Genomic DNA, 20305 nt, shown 5'->3' with positions numbered 1-20305 from the left:
TTTGACGTCAATAATGATAACCATTTTTTTTATTTTTTATACTATATGTATAGTTTTTGGAGATTTCTCCGCACTTGTGGAATATACATAAATTAAATAATGAGGGGGGTTGTCGGGTGAAGAGAAATTTCAATAAATTTAAATTCCAACCCTGGTTTAGGACTTGTCGAAGAGTTTGTGGTCAATTAATTATTCCTTTTGTTATCTTTCAATTTCTTCGAACACTAATCATACCTACGTTCATTGATATATTGTTGTTAACGGTTTTTGTAGCAATCGCGGTATCACTATATTTTGAAATCGTTTAAGGAGCCCATTTTGCAGATGACTACTGCGGCTGGGCTCCTTCTTTTGCTGCTGCGGCTGCGGCAGCTTGGGCATCCATTTCGGTCATTCTCATTACGACATACTCGGAGTTTTTCAAATGCCAGTAGCGGTGCTGCAGCTGACGGACATATTTTAATTCATTCTTTGGACGAGACTTTCGGTAGTAACTTTCTGCGACTTGGATAATGGGAATTGGAAGTGCTAAATAGCTGTAGAATAATAACTTTTCATCTTCTTTAAACGGAAAGTATTTAAAATAGTGATATACCCAGTCAATCGCTGTGTCGCTTCGCTTCGGATTGGTATTTAAGGCACGTGATAAATATGGCAGGAGGTCATGTATAGGTGAGCCATAACGAGCATTCTCAAAGTTGATAAAAAAGCCATATCCTTTGTCATCGTACAAGAAATGCTCGGATGACAATTTCCCGTGCGTAATGACCATACGGGCCTTTTCGTTATCCTTTGTTTTTTCATACCATTCTTCAAATTTCGTTTTCGAAAACCTGAGCGCTTGGCTGATTTCATTGTAATAGAGGCAATATAACAATTCGAACGGCGACATATAGGTCTTTTTTTCACATTCGTCGATGAAGCCATCAAGGAATTCCTGTTGCTTTTCATGCTGTTGTATCGTCTTTTCATAATGCTCGGTTCGTTCTTCTTTGTTCATTTCAATTTCTTTAGCGGAAAGGGTATGAAGACGTGCGAGTTCACGAAAGAGCTGATGGTTTTTTTGCTGACGGTCTTCCTTCTGCTCATTCGACATCCACGGCATTAAATAATAAAGATACTCGTTGTGCAAGACCGCATACCTGCCGTCCATCGTCGGGTAAATAGGGACAATGCGGTTATACCCCTTTTGGTACAGAAGATGAACATGGCGAATGAAGTCAGTCCCGGTCTTGGGATCGATTTTTTTTAAAGCAAAATTCCCTTTGTTTGAATAAACCTTTAGGACACTGCCGAAATCCTCCACAAAATAAGGCTCGACAAGGTAATTTTTTAAGATGGGTGTAATTGTTTCAATATGATTCGAGTTACTCACGAGAACTCAACTCACTTTCAATAATTAAAGCGTAATCGCCCGGTTAGCGGCGTATGGACTGGAGCGCTTCGACTGAGATAAAGGAAACACGGAGAGTGTTAGCGATCCGATGTTGACTTATCGTAGGGAGAAGAGCGAAGTCCACTAGACGCTGGGCGATGGAGCTAGACAGTAATCTATGTTCAAATACCTATACATTCTTGTGTCAATTAAAGCGTAATCGCCCTTTTAGTGCACTTGGGCGGTCTTAAAAAGAAGGTGAGCAGGTCAAAGTAACCCGCTCATCCTTTTATATTATTTTTTTGCCATGCTGTTTGGGATATATAATACTTGACCTTCAAATATATCTTGACTAAGTTCAAGATTGTTGACACGAAGAAGGTTTTGAATTGAAACATCATATCGGTCTGCCACGCTGTTAACGGTATCACCCTTTTGGACGATACAAACTTTTACTTTTGCCTGAGCAGAGCTTTCATCCTTCCGAGCGAAAAATTCAGTTAATGTCATGCTTTTCTTTTTAGGTGCTTTTTTCTTTTTCACATTCTTTGGTGGTGCCTCTTCGTGTGAGGAACTTTCCTCGACTTCATGAACTTCCTCTTCAAACTGAACAGTCGGAGTGGGGGTTGGCTCCACTTCTGTAACTTGCTGTGGTGCCGCTTCTGACTGGCTTCCCTCACTTCTTGCTTGTTGGAAATTCCATGAAGGTTGTTTGGGCTCTTTTCTTACCTCTTCGAAATCCAATGAAGGCTGTTTAGGCTCGTTTTTTACCTCTTCGAAATCCAATGAATGCTGGTTGGATTCGGTTCTTGCTTCTTCGTATTCCCATGATGGCTGGTTAGATTCACTTCTTGCTTCTTCGTATTCCCATGATGGTTGGTTAGATTCACTTCTTGCTTCTTCATATTCCCATGATGGCTGGTTAGATTCTTCCTCTGCGTCTTCCTGTGGTTGATAATTGAAGGTCGGAAATTTCGGTAAAATTTCCACACTCTCTTCTTCTTGAGGCTTTCTTGCTTCAGCTTCAAACAAGAAATTATCCTGGTAATTACTTTGAACCGATGCTAGTTCCACTTCAATTTCCTCGGCATCTTCGTCTACGTTCTCAAGATCCGTACGAGAGATCACCTCAATTTCCACAGCTTCATCCTGCGGTTGTTGCTCTTTCTGTTGTTGCTGCTCAGTTCCATATAGGCCGCTAATGGTCAGGTCAGCTGCTAGCTTAAGACAGCTGCGCTCAGGAATCGAATAATCAAAGGATTCGACGAGGACATCGATATCGTAGATACTTTGAATCCGATTATTTGGAATGGTGATATCAACTGGGAATCGATGTGAAAATTCACAGGTTCCTCCCTCTTGTGCATCGACCCTCTCCACAAACTTTTGGGATGTTACACCTTCATCTTCATTTTCATTATTAGGTTCGTAACTTTTATATTCGCCAGTGAGTTCGAGCGAACCTCTTATGGTTACGTACTGATCGTTTTCCTGGATTGTAATGTCCGGGTCTAGAGAAATGGAAACAAGCTCTTCGACTTCCTGTCCTTTTCTAAACCACAATGACTCCTCCAAAGAAAATCGTAGGCACGATTGATTCTCCTGAGACAAAGCGACTCCTCCTTTCGTTTCCTTTATGCAAAATCACTATGTCAATTACACAATATGAAGCAGAGCCTTTATTTATGATAAAAAACATAGTTTAGCGAAGAAAAGAATCGGGTTTTTTGGAAAGGGTGGGTGGGATTCCGCCAAATTGCGTGGGAATTCCGCCGAATTCCTTCGTTATTCCGCCAAACCGGGGCAGGATTCCGCCAACTTTTATATTTATTCCGCCAAACCCCGGAAGAATTCCGCCAAACTCCATTTTCAAGCAGCATCTCAAACATACAAAAAGCCAGTCCCCAGACTGGCTCAACTCACTAAGTTTCTAACTATACAAAAAACACCCACCAAATAGGTGGGTGCCTGACACCGAATTTATTTAAGCTTTGAGAAGGCAATTTCTGCTGCACGGATTGTCTTTTCAATGTCTTCATCAGAATGCTCTGTAGATAGGAACAATCCTTCGAACTGTGATGGCGGTAAGAAGATCCCTTGGTCAGCCATTTCACGGTAATACGCTGCAAAGAACTCTAAATTAGATGATCTTGCTACCTCATAATTAATAACATTTTCATTGGTAAAGAAGAAGCCAATCATTGAACCTGCACGGTTAAATGTTATTGGAATATTATATTTTTCAGCCGCAGCCTTAAAGCCTTTTTCCAGTAAATCTCCTTTACGGATAAATTCCTTGTAATGGGCTGGTGTTAATTGGCTTAACGTTTCATAACCAGCTGTCATGGCAAGTGGGTTACCGGAAAGAGTTCCTGCTTGGTAAATCGGACCGCTTGGAGCAATTTGCTTCATGATTTCCGCTTTCCCGCCGTACGCACCGACAGGAAGTCCGCCGCCGATTACTTTACCAAGGCAAGTAATATCAGGCGTGATATTGAAATAGCCCTGGGCACAATTGTAACCAACACGGAAGCCGGTCATTACCTCATCAAAAATGAGCAATGAGCCGTTAGCCGTAGTTATCTCACGCAATCCTTCTAAGAAACCTGGAAGCGGTGGGACTAGACCCATATTTCCGGCAACAGGCTCGACAATAATACATGCGATATCTTCCCCGAATTGTTCAAAAGCAAACTTCACGCTCTCAAGGTCATTGTAAGGGACTGTGATCGTATTTTTTGCAACGCCTTCTGGAACACCAGGGCTGTCAGGCAAACCTAGTGTTGCCACGCCAGAGCCCGCCTTAATCAACAAGGAATCGCCATGACCGTGGTAACAGCCTTCAAATTTCAAAATCTTATTACGGCCAGTATAGCCTCTCGCTAATCGAAGCGCACTCATCGTTGCTTCCGTTCCTGAAGAAACCATCCGGATCACTTCAATCGATGGGACCCGTTCAATCACAAGATTAGCTAGTTTATTTTCCATTAATGTTGGTGCACCGAAGCTTGTCCCAAGTTCTGCAACCTTTTTTAAGCCTTCTACCACTCGGTCATTCGTATGGCCCAGAATTAGTGGTCCCCATGAAAGTACATAGTCAATGTATTCATTGCCATCAATATCATAAATTTTTGAGCCCTTGCCTCTTTCCATAAAGATCGGGTCCATATTCACGGATTTAAAGGCTCGAACCGGACTATTGACTCCGCCTGGCATGATGGTTTGCGCTTCTTTAAATGCTTCAATCGATTTTGTATACGAACGCATTCTGTTCCCTCATTTCAAATTATTGGTTTTCTTTTAACCAGCGAACTGCATCTTTCGCAGCATACGTAATAATAAGGTCAGCTCCCGCACGTTTCATACCCATTAACATTTCAAGTACGGTGTTTTTCTCATCAATCCAACCATTTTGAGCAGCAGCTTTCACCATTGCATATTCACCACTTACGTTGTAAATAACGATTGGCAAATTAAAGGTGTTTTTCATATCACGAACAATATCTAGGTATGGCATACCTGGTTTTACGATTAAGAAATCAGCGCCTTCTTCCACATCGGATTCAGCTTCTCTAAACGCTTCCATGCGGTTAGCAGGGTCCATTTGATAAGTCTTGCGATCGCCAAATTGCGGCGCACCCTCAGCAGCTTCACGGAACGGACCGTAGAATGCCGATGCATATTTCACGGCATATGACATGATCGGAATCTCTGTAAAGCCTGCTTCGTCTAAGCCCGCACGAATGGCAGCAACAAAACCATCCATCATGTTAGATGGGGCAATAATGTCAGCACCTGCTTCTGCCTGAGCGATAGCAGTTTTTACAAGCAATTCAAGGGATTGGTCGTTTAAAACTTTCTCACCTTCCACCACACCGCAATGCCCGTGGCTTGTATATTCACATAAGCATGTGTCGGCTACCACAATAATCTCAGGAAACTTCTCTTTGATAAAACGAGTCGCAACCTGTACAATGCCATGATCATGATAGGCCTGCTCACCGCATGCATCCTTTGTTTTAGGAATTCCAAATAGTAAAACGGACTTAATTCCATGGGCAACGATATCTTCCATTTCAGCTTCTAAATGATCCATCGATACTTGGTACACTCCAGGCATGGATGAGACTTCCTTGCGGATATTCTCGCCTTCATAAATAAACAGCGGATAAATGAAGTCTTCCGCTTTCAAGTGATTTTCTCGAACTAATGAACGCATGCTCGCACTTGAGCGTAAGCGGCGATGACGTTTAAATTGAAGTTCCATTTATTATTCCTCCTTATCTAAATAAGCAATCGTACTGTTAATCATTTCTTTAACTGTGTACTCCTCGGGTGAGGCATGTACCGTTAAACCATACGCACGTAATTTCTTTTCCGTAATCGGACCGATACAGCCAATGATGCAATTTTTCAGTTGCTCGTTTAATCCATACTCCTTAACAACAGCCATTAGGTGGTCGACCGTCGAAGGGCTTGTAAAGGTGAGGATATCGAGTTGTTGATCCGCTAGCATCCCAGCCAACTTAACCCGGCTCTCAGCCGGCATGTAGGTCTCATAGATCACAACCTCATTAACATGCGCACCCGCTTCTGTTAAGGACCTGGCAATATATTCGCGGGCTAGGTTTCCTTTAGGGACCAGCACCCGTGCATCCTTATCAATCAATGGAATAAATTCTTCCACAAACGCTTCTGCCACATAGGCGGACGGGACAAACTGTGGTGTCAGTCCCATTTCCGTTAAGACCTCGCCTGTCTTTTTCCCAATAACAGCGATTTTCGGAAACGCTTCGCCAATCCCTTCCTTTTTAAAAAAGGAAAAGAAGGTTTCAACGGTTACGTTACTCGTAAAAATAATCCAGTCATATGTATTAAGCGCAAGCAAAGCATCGTTGAGACACTGATTTTTTTCAATCGGACGAAAGGAAAGAAGAGGGATTTCGATTGGAATCCCTCCATACCTTTCAACTAGCTGTGAAAAGGATTTCGCTTGATTTTCTCCTCTTGGAACCAGAACGGTTTTATCAAGCAAAGGTAACGATTGGATCATTGACCTTCGAGCTCCCGTTTCACCTTTTCGATCAGGTCTTTCCCGCCTTTTTGGATTAATAAGTCAGCAGCCTCTAAACCAAGCTCTTCCGGATTATGTCCTCTAACTTCTTCTTTAATAATTTCTTGCCCTTCTGGTGATGCAACTAAAACGTTTAAGACGATTTCATCATTTTCAGCTACATAGGCGAAGCCAGCAATTGGTACCTGACACCCACCTTCCATTTTTTGAAGGAAAGCACGCTCAGCATGAACCGCTCTTTCTGTTTTCTTGCAGGTGAATTTTTCAAAAAGTTCTAATAGTTCTTTATCATCTTCACGGCATTCGATCGATAATGCCCCTTGTCCAACGGCAGGAATACAAAGATCGGCATCAAGGTATTCTGTGACGACGTCAGACGCCCAGCCCAGACGGTAAAGGCCTGCTGCTGCTAAAATAATCGCATCGTATTCTTCGGTTTCTAATTTTGCTAATCTAGTATCGACATTCCCTCGGATCCATTTGATCTCTAAATCTGGACGGGCTACTAATAGCTGAGCACTGCGACGCAGACTGCTCGTTCCGATAATTGCCCCAGGTTTTAAATCTTTTAACTTTACATGTCCTCTGGAAATTAGCGCGTCACGATGGTCCTCACGGAAAGGAATGCAGCCAATTGTAAGTCCTTTTGGTAAAACAGCTGGCATGTCTTTCATACTATGAACGGCCATATCAATCTCTTTATCAAGCATGGCCTGCTCGATTTCTTTAACAAATAATCCTTTTCCGCCTACTTTTGAAAGGGTGACGTCTAAGATTTGGTCCCCTTTTGTGACAATTTCTTTCACTTCAAATTCAAAGCGAGGGTCCAACTTTTTTAGCTGGTCCATTACCCAGTTTGTTTGTGTTAATGCCAATTTGCTTCGTCTAGAACCTACAATGATTTTTCTCATGAATGCAACCTCCTGAGGTTATGCGCGCTACGCATACCATAAATGAAAAGATGATAATTTACCAAATAAGAAGAAGTTAATTAAAACAATTAGAAAAGATGCTGAATTCCAAATCGCTAATTTCCGTCCAGATAGATTTTTCACTATACGAAGATATAGCAGAATACTATAGGCTGTTAATAACAGAAACGAGCCAACAATTTTCATATCGTACCATGGCATCCCCGGTACCTTGAGGAAGGCCCACTGCAATCCTAAGATGAGACTAAGCAGCAGCATTGGAACACCGATTACGGCCAATATGTAGGATGATTTTTCAAGCTTATCTAAATCGGCCAATCGTATAAGTCTCGTTCCCCACTTTTTCCGCTTTAATAAATCATATTGAAGCAGATATAACGACGAGAAAACGAAAGATAAGGAAAATGCACCGTACGAAAGGATTGCCATCGTAATATGAATCAACAGCAGCTCCGAAACCAGCCGCTGCGCCATGATATGTGAACTATATTGCATCGGCGCAAAAGTATGAATAGCCATGACCGTAAAGCCGAGGATATTCGTGAAAAAGACGATAAAATCGACTCTCATTAAATGATTGATAGCAATGGACAATGTGACTAGAATCCATGCATAGAAATAGAGTCCCTCAAAAATGGTTAACACAGGGAATCTGCCTGTTTTGTACATATAGATTCCGAGGAAGACAGTTTGCAAAATCCATACCAACGCAAGTAACCAGAAAGCAAAACGGTTTGCCTTCCGGTTATGGTGTAGGAAATCGAAAAAATATAACAACACACTAAAGGCATATAGAACAACGGTTAATTCATGAAGCCTTGTCATAAAGACATTAAACATAGAATGTACCCCTTATGACTGAAAGGAAGCCTGCGGTGTTGTAACCGGTATTTGATTTGTTTCGGCTGCTTTCGAATGTTGTTCCTTAACGAGCTCTTCAATATGAAAGATCTTCATAAAAAGATCCATTGCTTGATTTGCATCAGGTCGCGCAGCCAATTCTTTCGCTTGTAAAATAGGGTCCTTTAGAAGCTGGTTGATGATACTTTTTGTATGTTTATTTAACACTTTTAGATCACGTTCTGATAAATTTGGCAGTTTTCTTTCCAAACTATCCATTGTTTCAGATTGGATGACATGAGCTTTTTCTCGAAGCGCTGAGATCACCGGAACCACACCAAGCATGCCTAGCCATTGCTTGAACTCAACGATTTCTTTTTCAATCATGAGCATGATTTTTTCAGCCGCTTTCTTCCGCTCCTGCAGATTGGCCTCCACAATCCCCTCTAAATCGTCAATATCGTATAAAAAGACATTCTCAAGTTCAGCAATTCTTGGATCCAAGTCCCGTGGCACAGCAATGTCTACCATAAATAATGGCTTGCCTTTGCGCTTTTTCTCGACCTTGACCATCATTTCCTTTGAAATAACAAAGTCCTTTGCACCGGTTGAACTAATCAGAATATCAGCTTCTGCCAATGATTTTTCTAATTCTGCTAATGTTCTTGCCTTCCCGCTGAAGCGGTTAGCTAAGTCTTGAGCCTTTTCATAGGTCCGATTAATAACGGTAACTTTCTTCACGCCATTACCGTGAAGGTTTTGAGCAGCCAATTCACCCATTTTACCGGCACCAAAAATTAACACATGTTTATTGGCAAGTGAACCAAAAATCTTCTTCGCCAATTCTACTGCAGCATAACTGACAGATACAGCATTTGCGCCAATATCGGTTTCTGAATGGGCACGTTTGGCAAGTGTTATTGCTTGTTTAAACAAGTGGTTAAACACAGTACCCGTAGTACCTTCTTGTTGACCGAGCATAAAACTTGTACGAACCTGTCCAAGGATTTGTGTTTCCCCTAAAACCATGGAATTCAATCCACAAGTCACGTTAAATAAATGATCCACTGCGCCATCATCTTCATACACAAATAAAAACGGAGAAAATTCTTTTTGTTCTATTCCGAACCATTCTGACAGAAATTCTTTAATATAATAGCGGCCAGTATGTAATTGATCCACAACCGCATAAATTTCCGTACGATTACATGTAGACAAGATGATATTTTCTAGGATGCTTTTTTTTGTATTTAACTTTTTTATGGCTTCCGCTAGATCGGCTTCATTAAAAGATAACCGCTCACGAATTTCCACAGGGGCAGTTTTATAGTTTATACCGATCACTATTGTATGCATTTGTAAGGACACCCCCCCATAGATATTACAACTTAACTAGTATGATTATATCATGACCAAATTCGACTTTTGCTCGAAAAATGTGAACAGAAAACGAAACTATATGTTAATATATTAAAGGAAAGTTGAGTAAAAGTTATACTGATAAGGACATATTAGCGTGGTTTCCTTTAGATTTTCTTAATAGCTAAATATATTTTTTTAAAATACTTCCTTATGTACAGTACCAAAAAAGTGGACGATATTCAAGTGAACCTTACTGGAAGTGGTGTTTTTGATGAAGAATCAACGAATTTTTCCTGGGATTATTTTAATAGGCTTTGGAGTTTACTTTCTATTGCAACAAGCTGGGATAACGATTTTCCAACAATTTTTCACTTGGCCAACCCTGCTAATGATTGTTGGAATTGCTTTTTTAGGTCAAGGGTATTCAGCGCACGAGTCTGAGGCAATTCTTCCTGGGGTCATAATGACTGGATTTGGACTTCATTTTCTTCTGGTCGGCAAGATACCCCTTTGGCCAAGCAACAATATTGGTATGCTCATATTAATCATTTCAATCGGATGTTTTCTGCGCTTTCAAAAAACGAATGCTGGTTTGTTCCAAGCATTTCTTTTTCTTATTTTAGCTGTTCTTCTGTTATTTTATGATAAAATAACTGCCTATTTTGATTTACTTCAAAACGGAATGAGTTTTGTGTGGAAATTTTGGCCCGCTCTCCTCATTGTTGTTGGTATTTATTTTCTACTTAAGAAGAAAAAATAACCGCCTGGCGCAAAATGCCCAGGCGGTTATTTTTTCAAGATTAGAATGTATAAACTTTTGACTTTGAAAATTGTCCAGCTCCAACGCCCTAGCGGCTAGTGTCCTTCGCTCTCCGCCCTACGATAAGTCAACATCGAATCGCTATCGCTCTTCGTGTTTCCTTTATCTCAGTTGGAGCGCTCCAGGCCATACGCCGCTGAACAGGGCGCTTGCGCTTTTCTTACATATAGCTTTGCAAAACGGACCATGCCTCATCTTTTCCAAGGCCAGTTTCTGATGAAAACAATACCATTTGATCATTTTTATCAAGGTCTAACGTTTCTCTGACTATTTTTAAATGCTTTTGCCATTTCCCTTTGGGGATTTTATCTGCCTTTGTGGCAATGATGATACAAGGAATCTCATGATGCTTGAAAAAATCATACATCATCACATCATCCTTGGACGGTGGATGTCTAAGGTCAACGATTTGAACCGCCGCTCTTAATTGCTCGCGCGAGGTAAAATACGTTTCAATCATTCTTCCCCATGCTGCCCGCTCCGATTTTGAAACCTTCGCGTATCCATAACCAGGCACATCGACAAAATGCAACATTTCGTTAATCAAGTAGAAATTAAGCGTTTGTGTTTTTCCTGGCTTCGATGATATTCTTGCTAAAGCTTTTCGGTTCAGCATTTTATTGATAAAAGAAGATTTACCGACATTGGAACGACCGGCAAGCGCAAACTCAGGTAATTCTGTTTCTGGATATTGTTCTGGCTTTACTGCACTGATGACAATCTCTGAGCTGACTACCTTCATTTCACTTCACCTTCCAACAGGGCATGCTTCAAGACTTCATCGACATGGGACACAAGGACAAAATCCAGATCATTCCTGACGCTTTCTGGGATATCATCTATATCTTTTTCGTTATCCTTTGGAAGAATAATCTTGGTTAAGCCCGCTCTATGGGCGCTAAGTGTCTTTTCCTTTAAGCCACCGATTGGAAGAACCCTGCCCCTTAAGGTAATCTCACCAGTCATACCTACTTCACGCCGAATCGGTCGATTAGACAGAGCGGATACAAGTGCGGTTGCCATCGTTATTCCAGCGGAAGGTCCATCCTTTGGTACTGCACCTTCTGGAACATGGATATGGATATCATATTTTTCATGGAAGTCCTCTTCAATCCCAAGTTCCTTGGCTTTGGACCGGATATAACTAAACGCCGCTTGTGCTGACTCCTTCATCACTTCGCCAAGCTTTCCGGTTAATACAAGTTTCCCTTTACCGGGCGATAAAGATACCTCAATTTGGAGAGTGTCGCCGCCAACGGTTGTATAGGCTAAACCGGTTGCCACACCCACCTGATCTTCAGACTCGGCCATCCCATAGTGGAATCTGGTTTTCCCTAAAAACTCTTCAATATTTTTTTCAGTAATAATGACACGTTTTTTCTCACCGGAAACAATAATTTTTGCTGTTTTCCGGCAAAGCGTTGCCATCTGACGTTCTAAACTACGAACACCAGCTTCGCGAGTGTAGTAACGAACGACTTTTAGAATCGCATCATCCCGGACTTGAAGAATTCCTTTGGAAAGACCATTTTCTTTGATTTGTTTTGGAAGTAAATGATCTCGGCAAATATGGACCTTTTCAAGCTCCGTATAGCCTGCAATTGTAATGATTTCCATTCTGTCCAAAAGTGGACCAGGAATCGTTGATAGGTTATTTGCTGTTGCGATAAACATAACCTTAGAAAGGTCATAAGTTTCTTCTATATAATGGTCGCTAAAGTTATTATTTTGTTCAGGGTCTAATACTTCAAGCATAGCGCTCGATGGATCGCCACGGAAGTCACTTGACATTTTATCGATTTCATCCAGTAAGAAGACCGGGTTAATCGTTCCCGCTTTTTTCATTCCTTGGATGATTCGTCCTGGCATGGCCCCAACATAGGTCCTACGATGTCCACGAATTTCCGATTCATCGCGTACTCCGCCTAATGACACACGGACAAAATTCCGATTGAGCGATGTCGCAATTGATCGTGCAAGGCTTGTTTTACCAACACCCGGAGGGCCTGCGAGACAAAGGATCGGTCCTTTTAACGAATTGGTTAGCTTCTGAACCGCTAAATATTCGAGAACACGTTCCTTCACTTTTTCAAGTCCGTAATGGTCCTGATTTAAAACCTTTTCAGCTCGAAGAATGTCAATGTCATCCTCCGTTTTTTTCGACCACGGAATGGAGATTAACCATTCAATATAATTACGAATTACCGCACTTTCTGCCGAGCTTGCTGGCACCTTTTCATAGCGATCAAGTTCCTTACGTGCAGCTTGAAGGACATGTTCAGGCATTCCTGCTTGCTCAACTTTTTTTGTAAGTTCAACAATTTCACCCGTTTTACCTTCTTTATCGCCTAATTCCTTTTGAATCGCCTTCATCTGCTCACGCAAATAATACTCTTTTTGCGTCCTTTCCATCGACCGCTTGACACGCTGGCCAATCTTTTTCTCTAAATTCAGGACTTCTTTTTCATTATGAATGGTATCGATTACTTTATTTACTCTGTCTTTAATATCTGTTGTTTCGAGGATTTCTTGCTTTTCCTTCAGCTTGATTGGTAAATGAGAGGAGATGATATCCGCCATTCTGCCAGGTTCTTCAATATCAGCAACTGAAGCATAAGTTTCTGCTGAGATTTTTTTCGATAATTTTATGTATTGCTCGAAATAATCAAGCATCGTTCTCATTAAGGCTTGATCTTCAACATCCTTCGTCTCGGAATCTTCATGGGTAATAATCGTAACCGCATAATGGTCTTCTTCATCATGAAATGAAACGATTTCTCCACGGATTAATCCTTCTACCAATACTCTTATGGTACCGTTTGGCAGCTTGAGCATTTGTTTAACTTTTGTTAACGTTCCAATCGTGTATAAATCCTCCTCAGAAGGGTCATCAATCGAAACTTCCTTTTGAGTGGTTAAGAATATTAAGTGGTCATCTACCATTGCTTTTTCAAGTGCTTGTACTGATCTTTCACGTCCAACATCCAAATGTAGGACCATAGTCGGATAGACGAGCAATCCTCGAAGCGGCAGGAGGGGGACGATCAATTCGTTCTTTTTCGTCAAATAACTGCACCTCCACATGCAAATCAATTTTTTACTGCAAAATTAGAAAGGTCTTTGTACAATTCTATCCTATTTATTTTTAAGTGTCTATTTTTAGAGAACGTATGTGCAACCTCATATTCAGCTTGACTTTATTTTCCCCAAACAAGAAGATTTCTTTCTAGGTTCATGGAGATTTCTCAGATTAGATTATCTGCATTAAAAAACTTCGGTTTGCTAATTGAACCACAAACCGAAGTTTTTGCGTTAGATACTCTCTTTTTTTGATAGTTCAATCGATGCAGGAATTGCATCCATTTTCTGATAGTCATTTACCAGGGCAATCTCAAATACCTCGTGCAGATGGGTGACTGGGACGATATGGATACCCTCAATTTCATTTAAGATGGTTTGCATGTTTTCTTCCGGGATAATCACCGTTTTTACTCCTGCTTTTTTCGCAGCCTTTACCTTTGGATAGACACCGCCAATCGGTTTCACATTCCCATGAATACTAATTTCTCCCGTCATCGCGACGGTATTATCGATTGGAATTTTGTAGATAGCCGAGTAAATCCCCGTTGCCATTGCGATTCCGGCTGACGGTCCATCAATGGGAACACCACCTGGGAAATTGACATGGATATCAAAGTCATTTGCCGGTACACCCATCGATCGTAAAACTGTAATAACATTTTCAATTGAACCGCGCGCCATACTCTTCCGTCGAATAGATTTCCCTTGCCCGCCAATACTTTCCTCATCGACAATTCCAGTAATATTGATAGACCCTTTATCCTTTGCAGGGATTACGGTAACCTCTATTTCTAGTAATGCACCTGAATTCGGCCCGTACACTGCCAGACCATTGATCAGTCCTACATGAGAAATATCATTAATTTTTCTTTCCATTCTTGGTGACATTTGACTCACATGAATGACCCACTCAATATCTTCATCCTTGATATAATTACGGTCTTCAGTAATTGCCAGTCCTGCTGCTATTTGAATCAAATTCACCGTTTCGCGGCCATTTCTGGCGTAGTTGGCGATGGTATTCACACCAAGTTCGCTTATTTGAAGGTTCACTTTTTTTGCAGCATTATTGGCAATTTCGACGATTTCTTCTTGATTTAAATCCCTGAAGAATACCTCCATGCAGCGCGAACGAATCGCAGGCGGGATTTCACTCGGCGTTCTTGTTGTGGCGCCGATTAAGCGAAAATCAGCAGGAAGGCCATTTTTAAAAATATCATGGATATGGGTAGGGATTTGGTTATTCTCCTCATGGTAATACGCACTTTCGAGAAAAACCTTGCGATCCTCTAATACTTTTAACAGCTTATTCATTTGAATCGGATGCAATTCGCCGATTTCATCGATAAACAGGACACCGCCATGGGCATTCGTGACTGCCCCTTGCTTGGGCTGGGGAATTCCTGCTTGTCCCATCGCTCCAGCACCTTGATAAATAGGGTCATGAACCGAACCAATTAAGGGGTCAGCTATCCCTCTTTCATCAAAGCGAGCCGTCGTCGCATCTAGTTCGATAAATACGGATTCAGGTTTAAATGGTGATTTTCGGTTTTTTTTCGCTTCTTCTAACACAAGGCGTGCGGCGGCTGTTTTTCCAATTCCAGGTGGTCCATAAATGATCACATGCTGTGGATTCGGTCCACATAGTGCTGCTTTTAAGGATTTGATTCCATCTTCTTGGCCGACAATGTCTTGAAAGCTTGTTGGCCGTACTTTTTCAGCTAATGGTTCTGTAAGTGAAATGGATCTCATTTTGCGAAGCTGCTCCATTTCCTTTCGGGATTCCCGATCAATGGATACTTTTTGTGTCCGCTGATTCCTCAGCAAATTCCAAAAATACAGCCCAATGATGATTCCAAAAAATAGCTGTATAAATAAGGCAATCCCCGTCCAACTCATACATTTCCCTCCTGCATTTCATCTTATTACTAAATATATATTAATAAGTATTTCCTGCAGTTGGATGGAATAAACCACAAATTGCAAGAAACTGTTGGGATAGTGGTGGGAAATCAGATTCGCTCATTGGATGGGGGGATTCGCTCATTGGACCATGGAATCCGCTCATTGAATCGGGGGATTCGCTCATTGGACCATGGAATCCGCTCATTGAATCGGGGGATTCGCTCATTGGACCCTGGAATCCGCTCATTGGATCGGGAAATTCGCTCATTGAACCCTGGAATCCGCTCATTGAATCGGGAAACGCTCCCATTGGATGGGGAAATTCGCCAATAGAACCACATAATTCGCTGATTGATTCAAATTCTCCTCAAAAAAAATCAAAAGTAATAGAAAAAGACCCGGCAGTAGCCGAGTCTTAGCTAATTTTATGCAGATTTTTCTTCAGCAACGACAGTTCCGTCTTCTAAGAGAAGTTTTGGAACACTATTGTTAATGACCGTTTCTTTTGTAATGACACACTTTGTAATGTCATCACGTGAAGGCAGGTCAAACATAACATCCAGCATAATTCCCTCAATAATCGAACGTAAACCACGCGCACCGGTTTTGCGTTCAATCGCCTTTTTCGCAATTTCAGTCAATGCGCCTTCTTCAAATTGAAGCTCTACATCGTCAATTTCCAGCATTTTTTGATATTGCTTAACAAGCGCATTTTTTGGCTTCGTTAAAATTTCAATCAATGCTGATTCGTCTAATTGCTCAAGGCTCGCGATAACAGGAAGACGTCCAATAAATTCAGGAATTAATCCAAAACGTAGTAAGTCTTCAGGTAATACTTTTGAAAGCAGCTCTTTCTGTGTAACTTCCTGCTGCTTAATATCTGAACCAAAACCAATTACTTTTTGGCCTAAACGGCGCTTGATAATCGGTTCAATCCCGTCAAATGCTCCGCCGCAAATAAATAGAATATTGGTTGTATCGATTTGAATAAATTCTTGATGCGGGTGTTTTCTTCCCCCTTGAGGTGGAACACTTGCAACCGTACCTTCAAGAATTTTCAATAATGCTTGCTGAACACCTTCACCGGAAACATCCCTTGTAATCGAAGGATTTTCGGACTTACGAGCAATTTTATCAATTTCATCAATATAAATAATCCCTTTTTCTGCCTTTTCTACATCGTAATCAGCAGATTGAATTAATTTTAATAAAATGTTCTCAACATCTTCCCCAACATAACCAGCTTCGGTTAGAGAGGTTGCATCTGCAATTGCAAAAGGTACATTCAAAATACGTGCCAATGTTTGGGCTAGTAAAGTTTTACCACTACCAGTTGGTCCAATCATACAGATATTACTCTTAGCCAGTTCCACATCATCTATTTTGCTATTAGAATTGATGCGCTTATAGTGATTGTACACTGCCACTGAAAGTGACTTCTTCGCTTGATCCTGCCCGATAACATACTCATCGAGTATTTCACAAATTTCCTTCGGCTTTGGTACGTCTTTAAATTCTACTTCTTCTTCGGTTCCAAGTTCTTCCTCAACGATTTCGGTACAAAGTTCAATACATTCATCACATATGTAAACCCCTGGCCCAGCAACCAGTTTACGAACTTGGTCCTGTGTTTTACCACAGAAGGAACACTTTAATTGTCCTTTTTCATCATTAAATTTAAACAATCCTTTCACCCCTTAAAACGTGTTAATTCCATATTGTAAGCGTTTGAATCACATAAACAAAAGTCGAGTTCTCTCTAATATTGATTAGTATGTATGTTGCATTGTAACACATAAAGCCAATGGACTGAAATAAAAAGCTTAGGGTAATATGTTTTGCATAACTCGACTTTTGTTAGGTGTGATTCATTGTAAAACTTATGTACTCATTAATCTTAACCATAATGCTAAAAATAAATCTCAAAGTTGTCTGGAAATTATTTATTGTTATTCGCTATGTCTAACTTGTTTTCCTGCCCATTGGTAAAAATGTTCCTACTTCTTATTATAATATGTATATGAAAAAAAGTATAAAACAAGGCACGATTTATATCGTGCCCTGCAATATTTAGGTTAATTATTTCTTATTTTCAACAAGAAAGTCTACTGCTTTTTTAAGTTTAAGGTCACCCTTGATACCTTCAAGGCCGCCAAGTGCTTGTTTAATGCTGTCAACTGTCATGTTGTACATTCCAGCCATGTTCTCAAGTTCAGCATCTACTTCTTCGGTAGTTACTTCAAGGTTTTCAGCCTTTGCAATCGCTTCTAATGTTAAGTTAGTACGAACGCGAATGACAGCTTCTTCCTTCATTTGCTCACGTAAAGCATTTTCGTCTTGACCTGAGAATTGGAAGTAAAGTTCAAGGTTCATACCTTGCATTTGTAGGCGTTGTTCAAATTCTTGTAACATACGGTTTACTTCAGTGTTAACCATTACGTCAGGAACTTCAACAACTGCATTTTCAGCAGCTTTTTCAACAACAGTATCACGTAAATGATGCTCTGCTTCGTGTTGTTTGCTGTTTTCTAAACGAGTTTTGATTTTTTCTTTAAGTGCGTCTAATGTTTCAACTTCATCATCCACATCTTTAGCAAACTCGTCATCTAATGCAGGAAGTTCTTTTCCTTTAATTTCGTGAATAGTTACTTTGAATACTGCAGGCTTACCAGCAAGCTCAGCTGCATGATATTCTTCAGGGAATGTTACTTCCACGTCTTTAGATTCGCCAGTAGCTAAACCTACTAATTGCTCTTCAAAACCAGGGATGAATGATCCAGAACCAATTTCAAGTGAATGGTTTTCAGCTTTTCCACCTTCGAATGGTTCGCCATCAACGAATCCTTCAAAATCTAGAACAACTGTATCTCCATTTGCAACTGTGCCTTCTTCTTTGATTACAAGCTCAGCTTGACGCTCTTGAAGAGTTTTTAATTCGTTAGCAACGTCTTCGTCAGTAACAGTTGTGTCAAATGCTTCTACTTCTAAGCCTTTGTATTCGCCTAAAGTTACTTCAGGTTTAACTTGAACAGTAGCTTTGAAGATAAGTTCTTTACCTTTTTCCATTTGCTCAACGTCGATATCAGGACGGTCGATTGGCTCGATTCCTGTCTCGTCAATTGCACTTCCATATGCATCCGGAAGAAGAATATCTAATGCATCTTGATATAGTGATTCTACACCAAAACGTTTTTCAAACATTTGACGAGGCATTTTCCCTTTACGGAAGCCTGGTACATTTACTTGCTTAACAACCTTTTGGAATGCCGCGTTTAAGCCTTCGTTCACTTTTTCCGCACTTACTTCAACTGTAAGAACGCCGCGGTTTCCTTCTAATTTTTCCCACTTTGCTGACATACATTTTCCCTCCAACAATCTATTCTCATATCATTCGTAACGAATTTGAGTTTGGAAATAACTTGTCCTCAAGCCATTATCCTCTTTTAAATGTGTTTTTTACACAATGCAACCACTACATTATAACATAGGTTTGTTTTCTTTCAACAGCGAAGGCTATATATTAGGATAAGAAATTTTCTCAATTAGTTCAATCCTCGCCATCGCAGCTTCTATTTCCTCCACCTGCACTTCATATTCACCTGCCAGCTGATTAACATCGGAGTCCATACCCAGGTAATATTGTGCCAGGTGGTGAAAGGCAGCAGCCCAAGCAGCAGGGCTTTTCGGTTCTAATTCAAACGGATAGCTTATAAAGAAATTACGTTCTGCCATTCCGATGCTATTTTCAAAAAGACCGGGATTTTCACTCTCCAATTGATCCGCTAAAAAAGCCTTTACTTCAGTCAATCTTGGTTCTTCCCTGACTTCCGGGAGTCGTGTGGGAATGACCTTCTTTTCCTTAGCAAATTTCACGACAGTTAATTCTCGATCAATTTCCTGCTCTTTTAAAAGAGTTAATAGGATTGTTTTAAGAAAGGGATGACCTGCATCTGCAGCTAAATAATCAGCAATTTCCGAGAGATAGGGACGAATATTTTTCTCAGCTAAGCTTGAAACGAGGAGCATTTGCTCGTTTAGGCTATCAATCGAAAAAAGATTGAGTTCTTGGCTGTTGGTTTCCGCCGGAATGGTGTCGATTGAATCATAGTTTGTGTCAATATCTATATCTGTTTCTGGCTGACGGTTTTCTGCCATCCGTCGGCTGAATTGCAGGATGGTTAAAAAGTGGTCCTGTTTTTCAGGCGGAATCTCTTTTTCATCTAAGAGGGCTTCTATCGTTGCAACAATTTCCTGGTACTCATGCAACTGAATAAGGACCGTCAAATAGAGATCGACCATCTGTAGGTAGTCTCCAATTCCTTTATGCAGCATTTCTTTGGCGAGTTCTTTTGCTTTTTTAAAAGAAGATGCTTCAAAATAAGCGAGAACAAGACCAATCAATATTTCGTGATTATCAGGGTCATGTTCTCTTGCTTCCTCCAAGAGATTTATTGCTTCATGGAATTTTTTCTTTTCAAGTTTTTCCAGACCTTTGTCTGTTAATCTCTTTTCAAGTCCGGGAAAAAAGATCACATTATCAATTTTTTTAACTGGTTCCCGTTTTTTCATAAAATCCGTCCTTATGATAGTCTTGGAAATAGTTTAGCATAAATAATAGACAGAAAAAAACTCACTAATAAAAGTGAGTTTTTTTTAGTATGTAGTATAGCGTCCCAGGAGAGATTCGAACTCCCGACCCACGCCTTAGCTTACCACTATGACTTTCGTCACCAAACATTCGCTGTTTGTGGTCTGGACTATATCTTCACCATTTCAGGTGCGACACGTGTAGTCTCTACGGAACCTCACGATAATCGTTAAGATTATTTTTTAAAATCTTTACCACCGACAATTGTCAGTCATTCAAGATTTCTCTTCCTTCTGAAAGGCGTAAGTTTCCTCGGTATTACCATCAG

General features: G+C 40.7%; 18 protein-coding genes. 3 read left to right on the top strand and 15 right to left on the bottom strand.

Features of this window, described 5'->3' with window-relative positions; translation table 11 throughout:
- Positions 1 to 116: 116 nt before the first annotated feature.
- Positions 117 to 308 carry a hypothetical protein gene (locus tag RCG22_RS25535; protein WP_489685532.1) on the top strand — a complete coding sequence of 64 codons (192 nt, stop codon included), beginning with the start codon at positions 117 to 119 and terminating at the stop codon, positions 306 to 308.
- Between the two features lie 20 nt (positions 309 to 328).
- Here RCG22_RS25535 and ysxE read toward each other — a convergent pair whose 3' ends face one another.
- The 9 genes from ysxE to hemA form a co-directional block, all read right to left on the bottom strand.
- Positions 329 to 1375 carry a spore coat protein YsxE gene (ysxE, locus tag RCG22_RS21720; protein WP_308104672.1) on the bottom strand — a complete coding sequence of 349 codons (1047 nt, stop codon included), beginning with the start codon at positions 1373 to 1375 and terminating at the stop codon, positions 329 to 331.
- A gap of 294 nt (positions 1376 to 1669) precedes the next feature.
- Complete coding sequence (gene spoVID, locus RCG22_RS21715) at positions 1670 to 2986, bottom strand: stage VI sporulation protein D (RefSeq protein ID WP_308104671.1); 1317 nt, start codon at positions 2984 to 2986, stop codon at positions 1670 to 1672.
- A gap of 91 nt (positions 2987 to 3077) precedes the next feature.
- Complete coding sequence (locus RCG22_RS21710; protein WP_308104670.1) at positions 3078 to 3242, bottom strand: hypothetical protein; 165 nt, start codon at positions 3240 to 3242, stop codon at positions 3078 to 3080.
- A gap of 113 nt (positions 3243 to 3355) precedes the next feature.
- Positions 3356 to 4642 carry a glutamate-1-semialdehyde 2,1-aminomutase gene (gene hemL / locus RCG22_RS21705; RefSeq protein WP_308104668.1) on the bottom strand — a complete coding sequence of 429 codons (1287 nt, stop codon included), beginning with the start codon at positions 4640 to 4642 and terminating at the stop codon, positions 3356 to 3358.
- Positions 4643 to 4661: 19 nt separating this feature from the next.
- Positions 4662 to 5642 carry a porphobilinogen synthase gene (hemB, locus tag RCG22_RS21700; RefSeq protein WP_098259693.1) on the bottom strand — a complete coding sequence of 327 codons (981 nt, stop codon included), beginning with the start codon at positions 5640 to 5642 and terminating at the stop codon, positions 4662 to 4664.
- A gap of 3 nt (positions 5643 to 5645) precedes the next feature.
- Entirely contained in the window at positions 5646 to 6428 is a 783-nt protein-coding gene (locus RCG22_RS21695) for a uroporphyrinogen-III synthase (RefSeq protein WP_308104666.1), read from the bottom strand.
- Positions 6425 to 7360 (bottom strand): hydroxymethylbilane synthase, encoded by a 936-nt coding sequence (gene hemC / locus RCG22_RS21690; RefSeq protein WP_308104665.1) that lies wholly within the window; start codon positions 7358 to 7360, stop codon positions 6425 to 6427. The genes RCG22_RS21695 and hemC overlap by 4 nt, the downstream gene beginning before the upstream one ends.
- Positions 7361 to 7387: 27 nt before the next feature.
- Complete coding sequence (locus RCG22_RS21685; RefSeq protein ID WP_098259696.1) at positions 7388 to 8221, bottom strand: cytochrome C assembly family protein; 834 nt, start codon at positions 8219 to 8221, stop codon at positions 7388 to 7390.
- 12 nt (positions 8222 to 8233) lie between these two features.
- A complete protein-coding gene (hemA, locus tag RCG22_RS21680; RefSeq protein WP_308104662.1) occupies positions 8234 to 9577 on the bottom strand; it encodes a glutamyl-tRNA reductase in 1344 nt (447 codons plus the stop codon).
- 277 nt (positions 9578 to 9854) lie between these two features.
- Between hemA and RCG22_RS21675 the strand changes: the two genes are divergently transcribed.
- Entirely contained in the window at positions 9855 to 10343 is a 489-nt protein-coding gene (locus RCG22_RS21675; protein WP_308104661.1) for a LiaI-LiaF-like domain-containing protein, read from the top strand.
- A gap of 220 nt (positions 10344 to 10563) precedes the next feature.
- Here RCG22_RS21675 and yihA read toward each other — a convergent pair whose 3' ends face one another.
- The 3 genes from yihA to lonB all read right to left on the bottom strand — a co-directional run bounded on the left by yihA (position 10564) and on the right by lonB (position 15383).
- Positions 10564 to 11145 carry a ribosome biogenesis GTP-binding protein YihA/YsxC gene (yihA, locus tag RCG22_RS21670; protein ID WP_308104660.1) on the bottom strand — a complete coding sequence of 194 codons (582 nt, stop codon included), beginning with the start codon at positions 11143 to 11145 and terminating at the stop codon, positions 10564 to 10566.
- Entirely contained in the window at positions 11142 to 13469 is a 2328-nt protein-coding gene (gene lon / locus RCG22_RS21665; RefSeq protein ID WP_308104659.1) for an endopeptidase La, read from the bottom strand. Before lon ends, yihA begins: the two co-directional genes overlap by 4 nt.
- Positions 13470 to 13715: 246 nt before the next feature.
- Positions 13716 to 15383: an ATP-dependent protease LonB gene (gene lonB, locus RCG22_RS21660; protein ID WP_308104658.1), complete on the bottom strand. Its 1668-nt coding sequence runs from the start codon at positions 15381 to 15383 to the stop codon at positions 13716 to 13718.
- A gap of 81 nt (positions 15384 to 15464) precedes the next feature.
- On the opposite strand from lonB, the gene RCG22_RS21655 reads away from it, so the two are divergent.
- Complete coding sequence (locus tag RCG22_RS21655) at positions 15465 to 15722, top strand: hypothetical protein (RefSeq protein ID WP_308104657.1); 258 nt, start codon at positions 15465 to 15467, stop codon at positions 15720 to 15722.
- A 92-nt stretch (positions 15723 to 15814) separates the two neighbouring features.
- Here RCG22_RS21655 and clpX read toward each other — a convergent pair whose 3' ends face one another.
- The 3 genes from clpX to RCG22_RS21640 form a co-directional block, all read right to left on the bottom strand.
- Complete coding sequence (gene clpX, locus RCG22_RS21650; RefSeq protein ID WP_308104656.1) at positions 15815 to 17074, bottom strand: ATP-dependent protease ATP-binding subunit ClpX; 1260 nt, start codon at positions 17072 to 17074, stop codon at positions 15815 to 15817.
- A 394-nt stretch (positions 17075 to 17468) separates the two neighbouring features.
- A complete protein-coding gene (gene tig, locus RCG22_RS21645) occupies positions 17469 to 18746 on the bottom strand; it encodes a trigger factor (protein ID WP_308104654.1) in 1278 nt (425 codons plus the stop codon).
- 156 nt (positions 18747 to 18902) lie between these two features.
- A complete protein-coding gene (locus RCG22_RS21640) occupies positions 18903 to 19958 on the bottom strand; it encodes a tetratricopeptide repeat protein (RefSeq protein ID WP_308104653.1) in 1056 nt (351 codons plus the stop codon).
- Positions 19959 to 20305 lie beyond the last annotated feature (347 nt).

Origin of the sequence: Neobacillus nitrireducens, assembly GCF_030915405.1 — a bacterium.
GTDB lineage: Bacteria > Bacillota > Bacilli > Bacillales > Cytobacillaceae > Neobacillus.
Note: the sequence above shows the minus strand (reverse complement) of the source record. Positions and strands in the feature narration are given on the sequence as shown.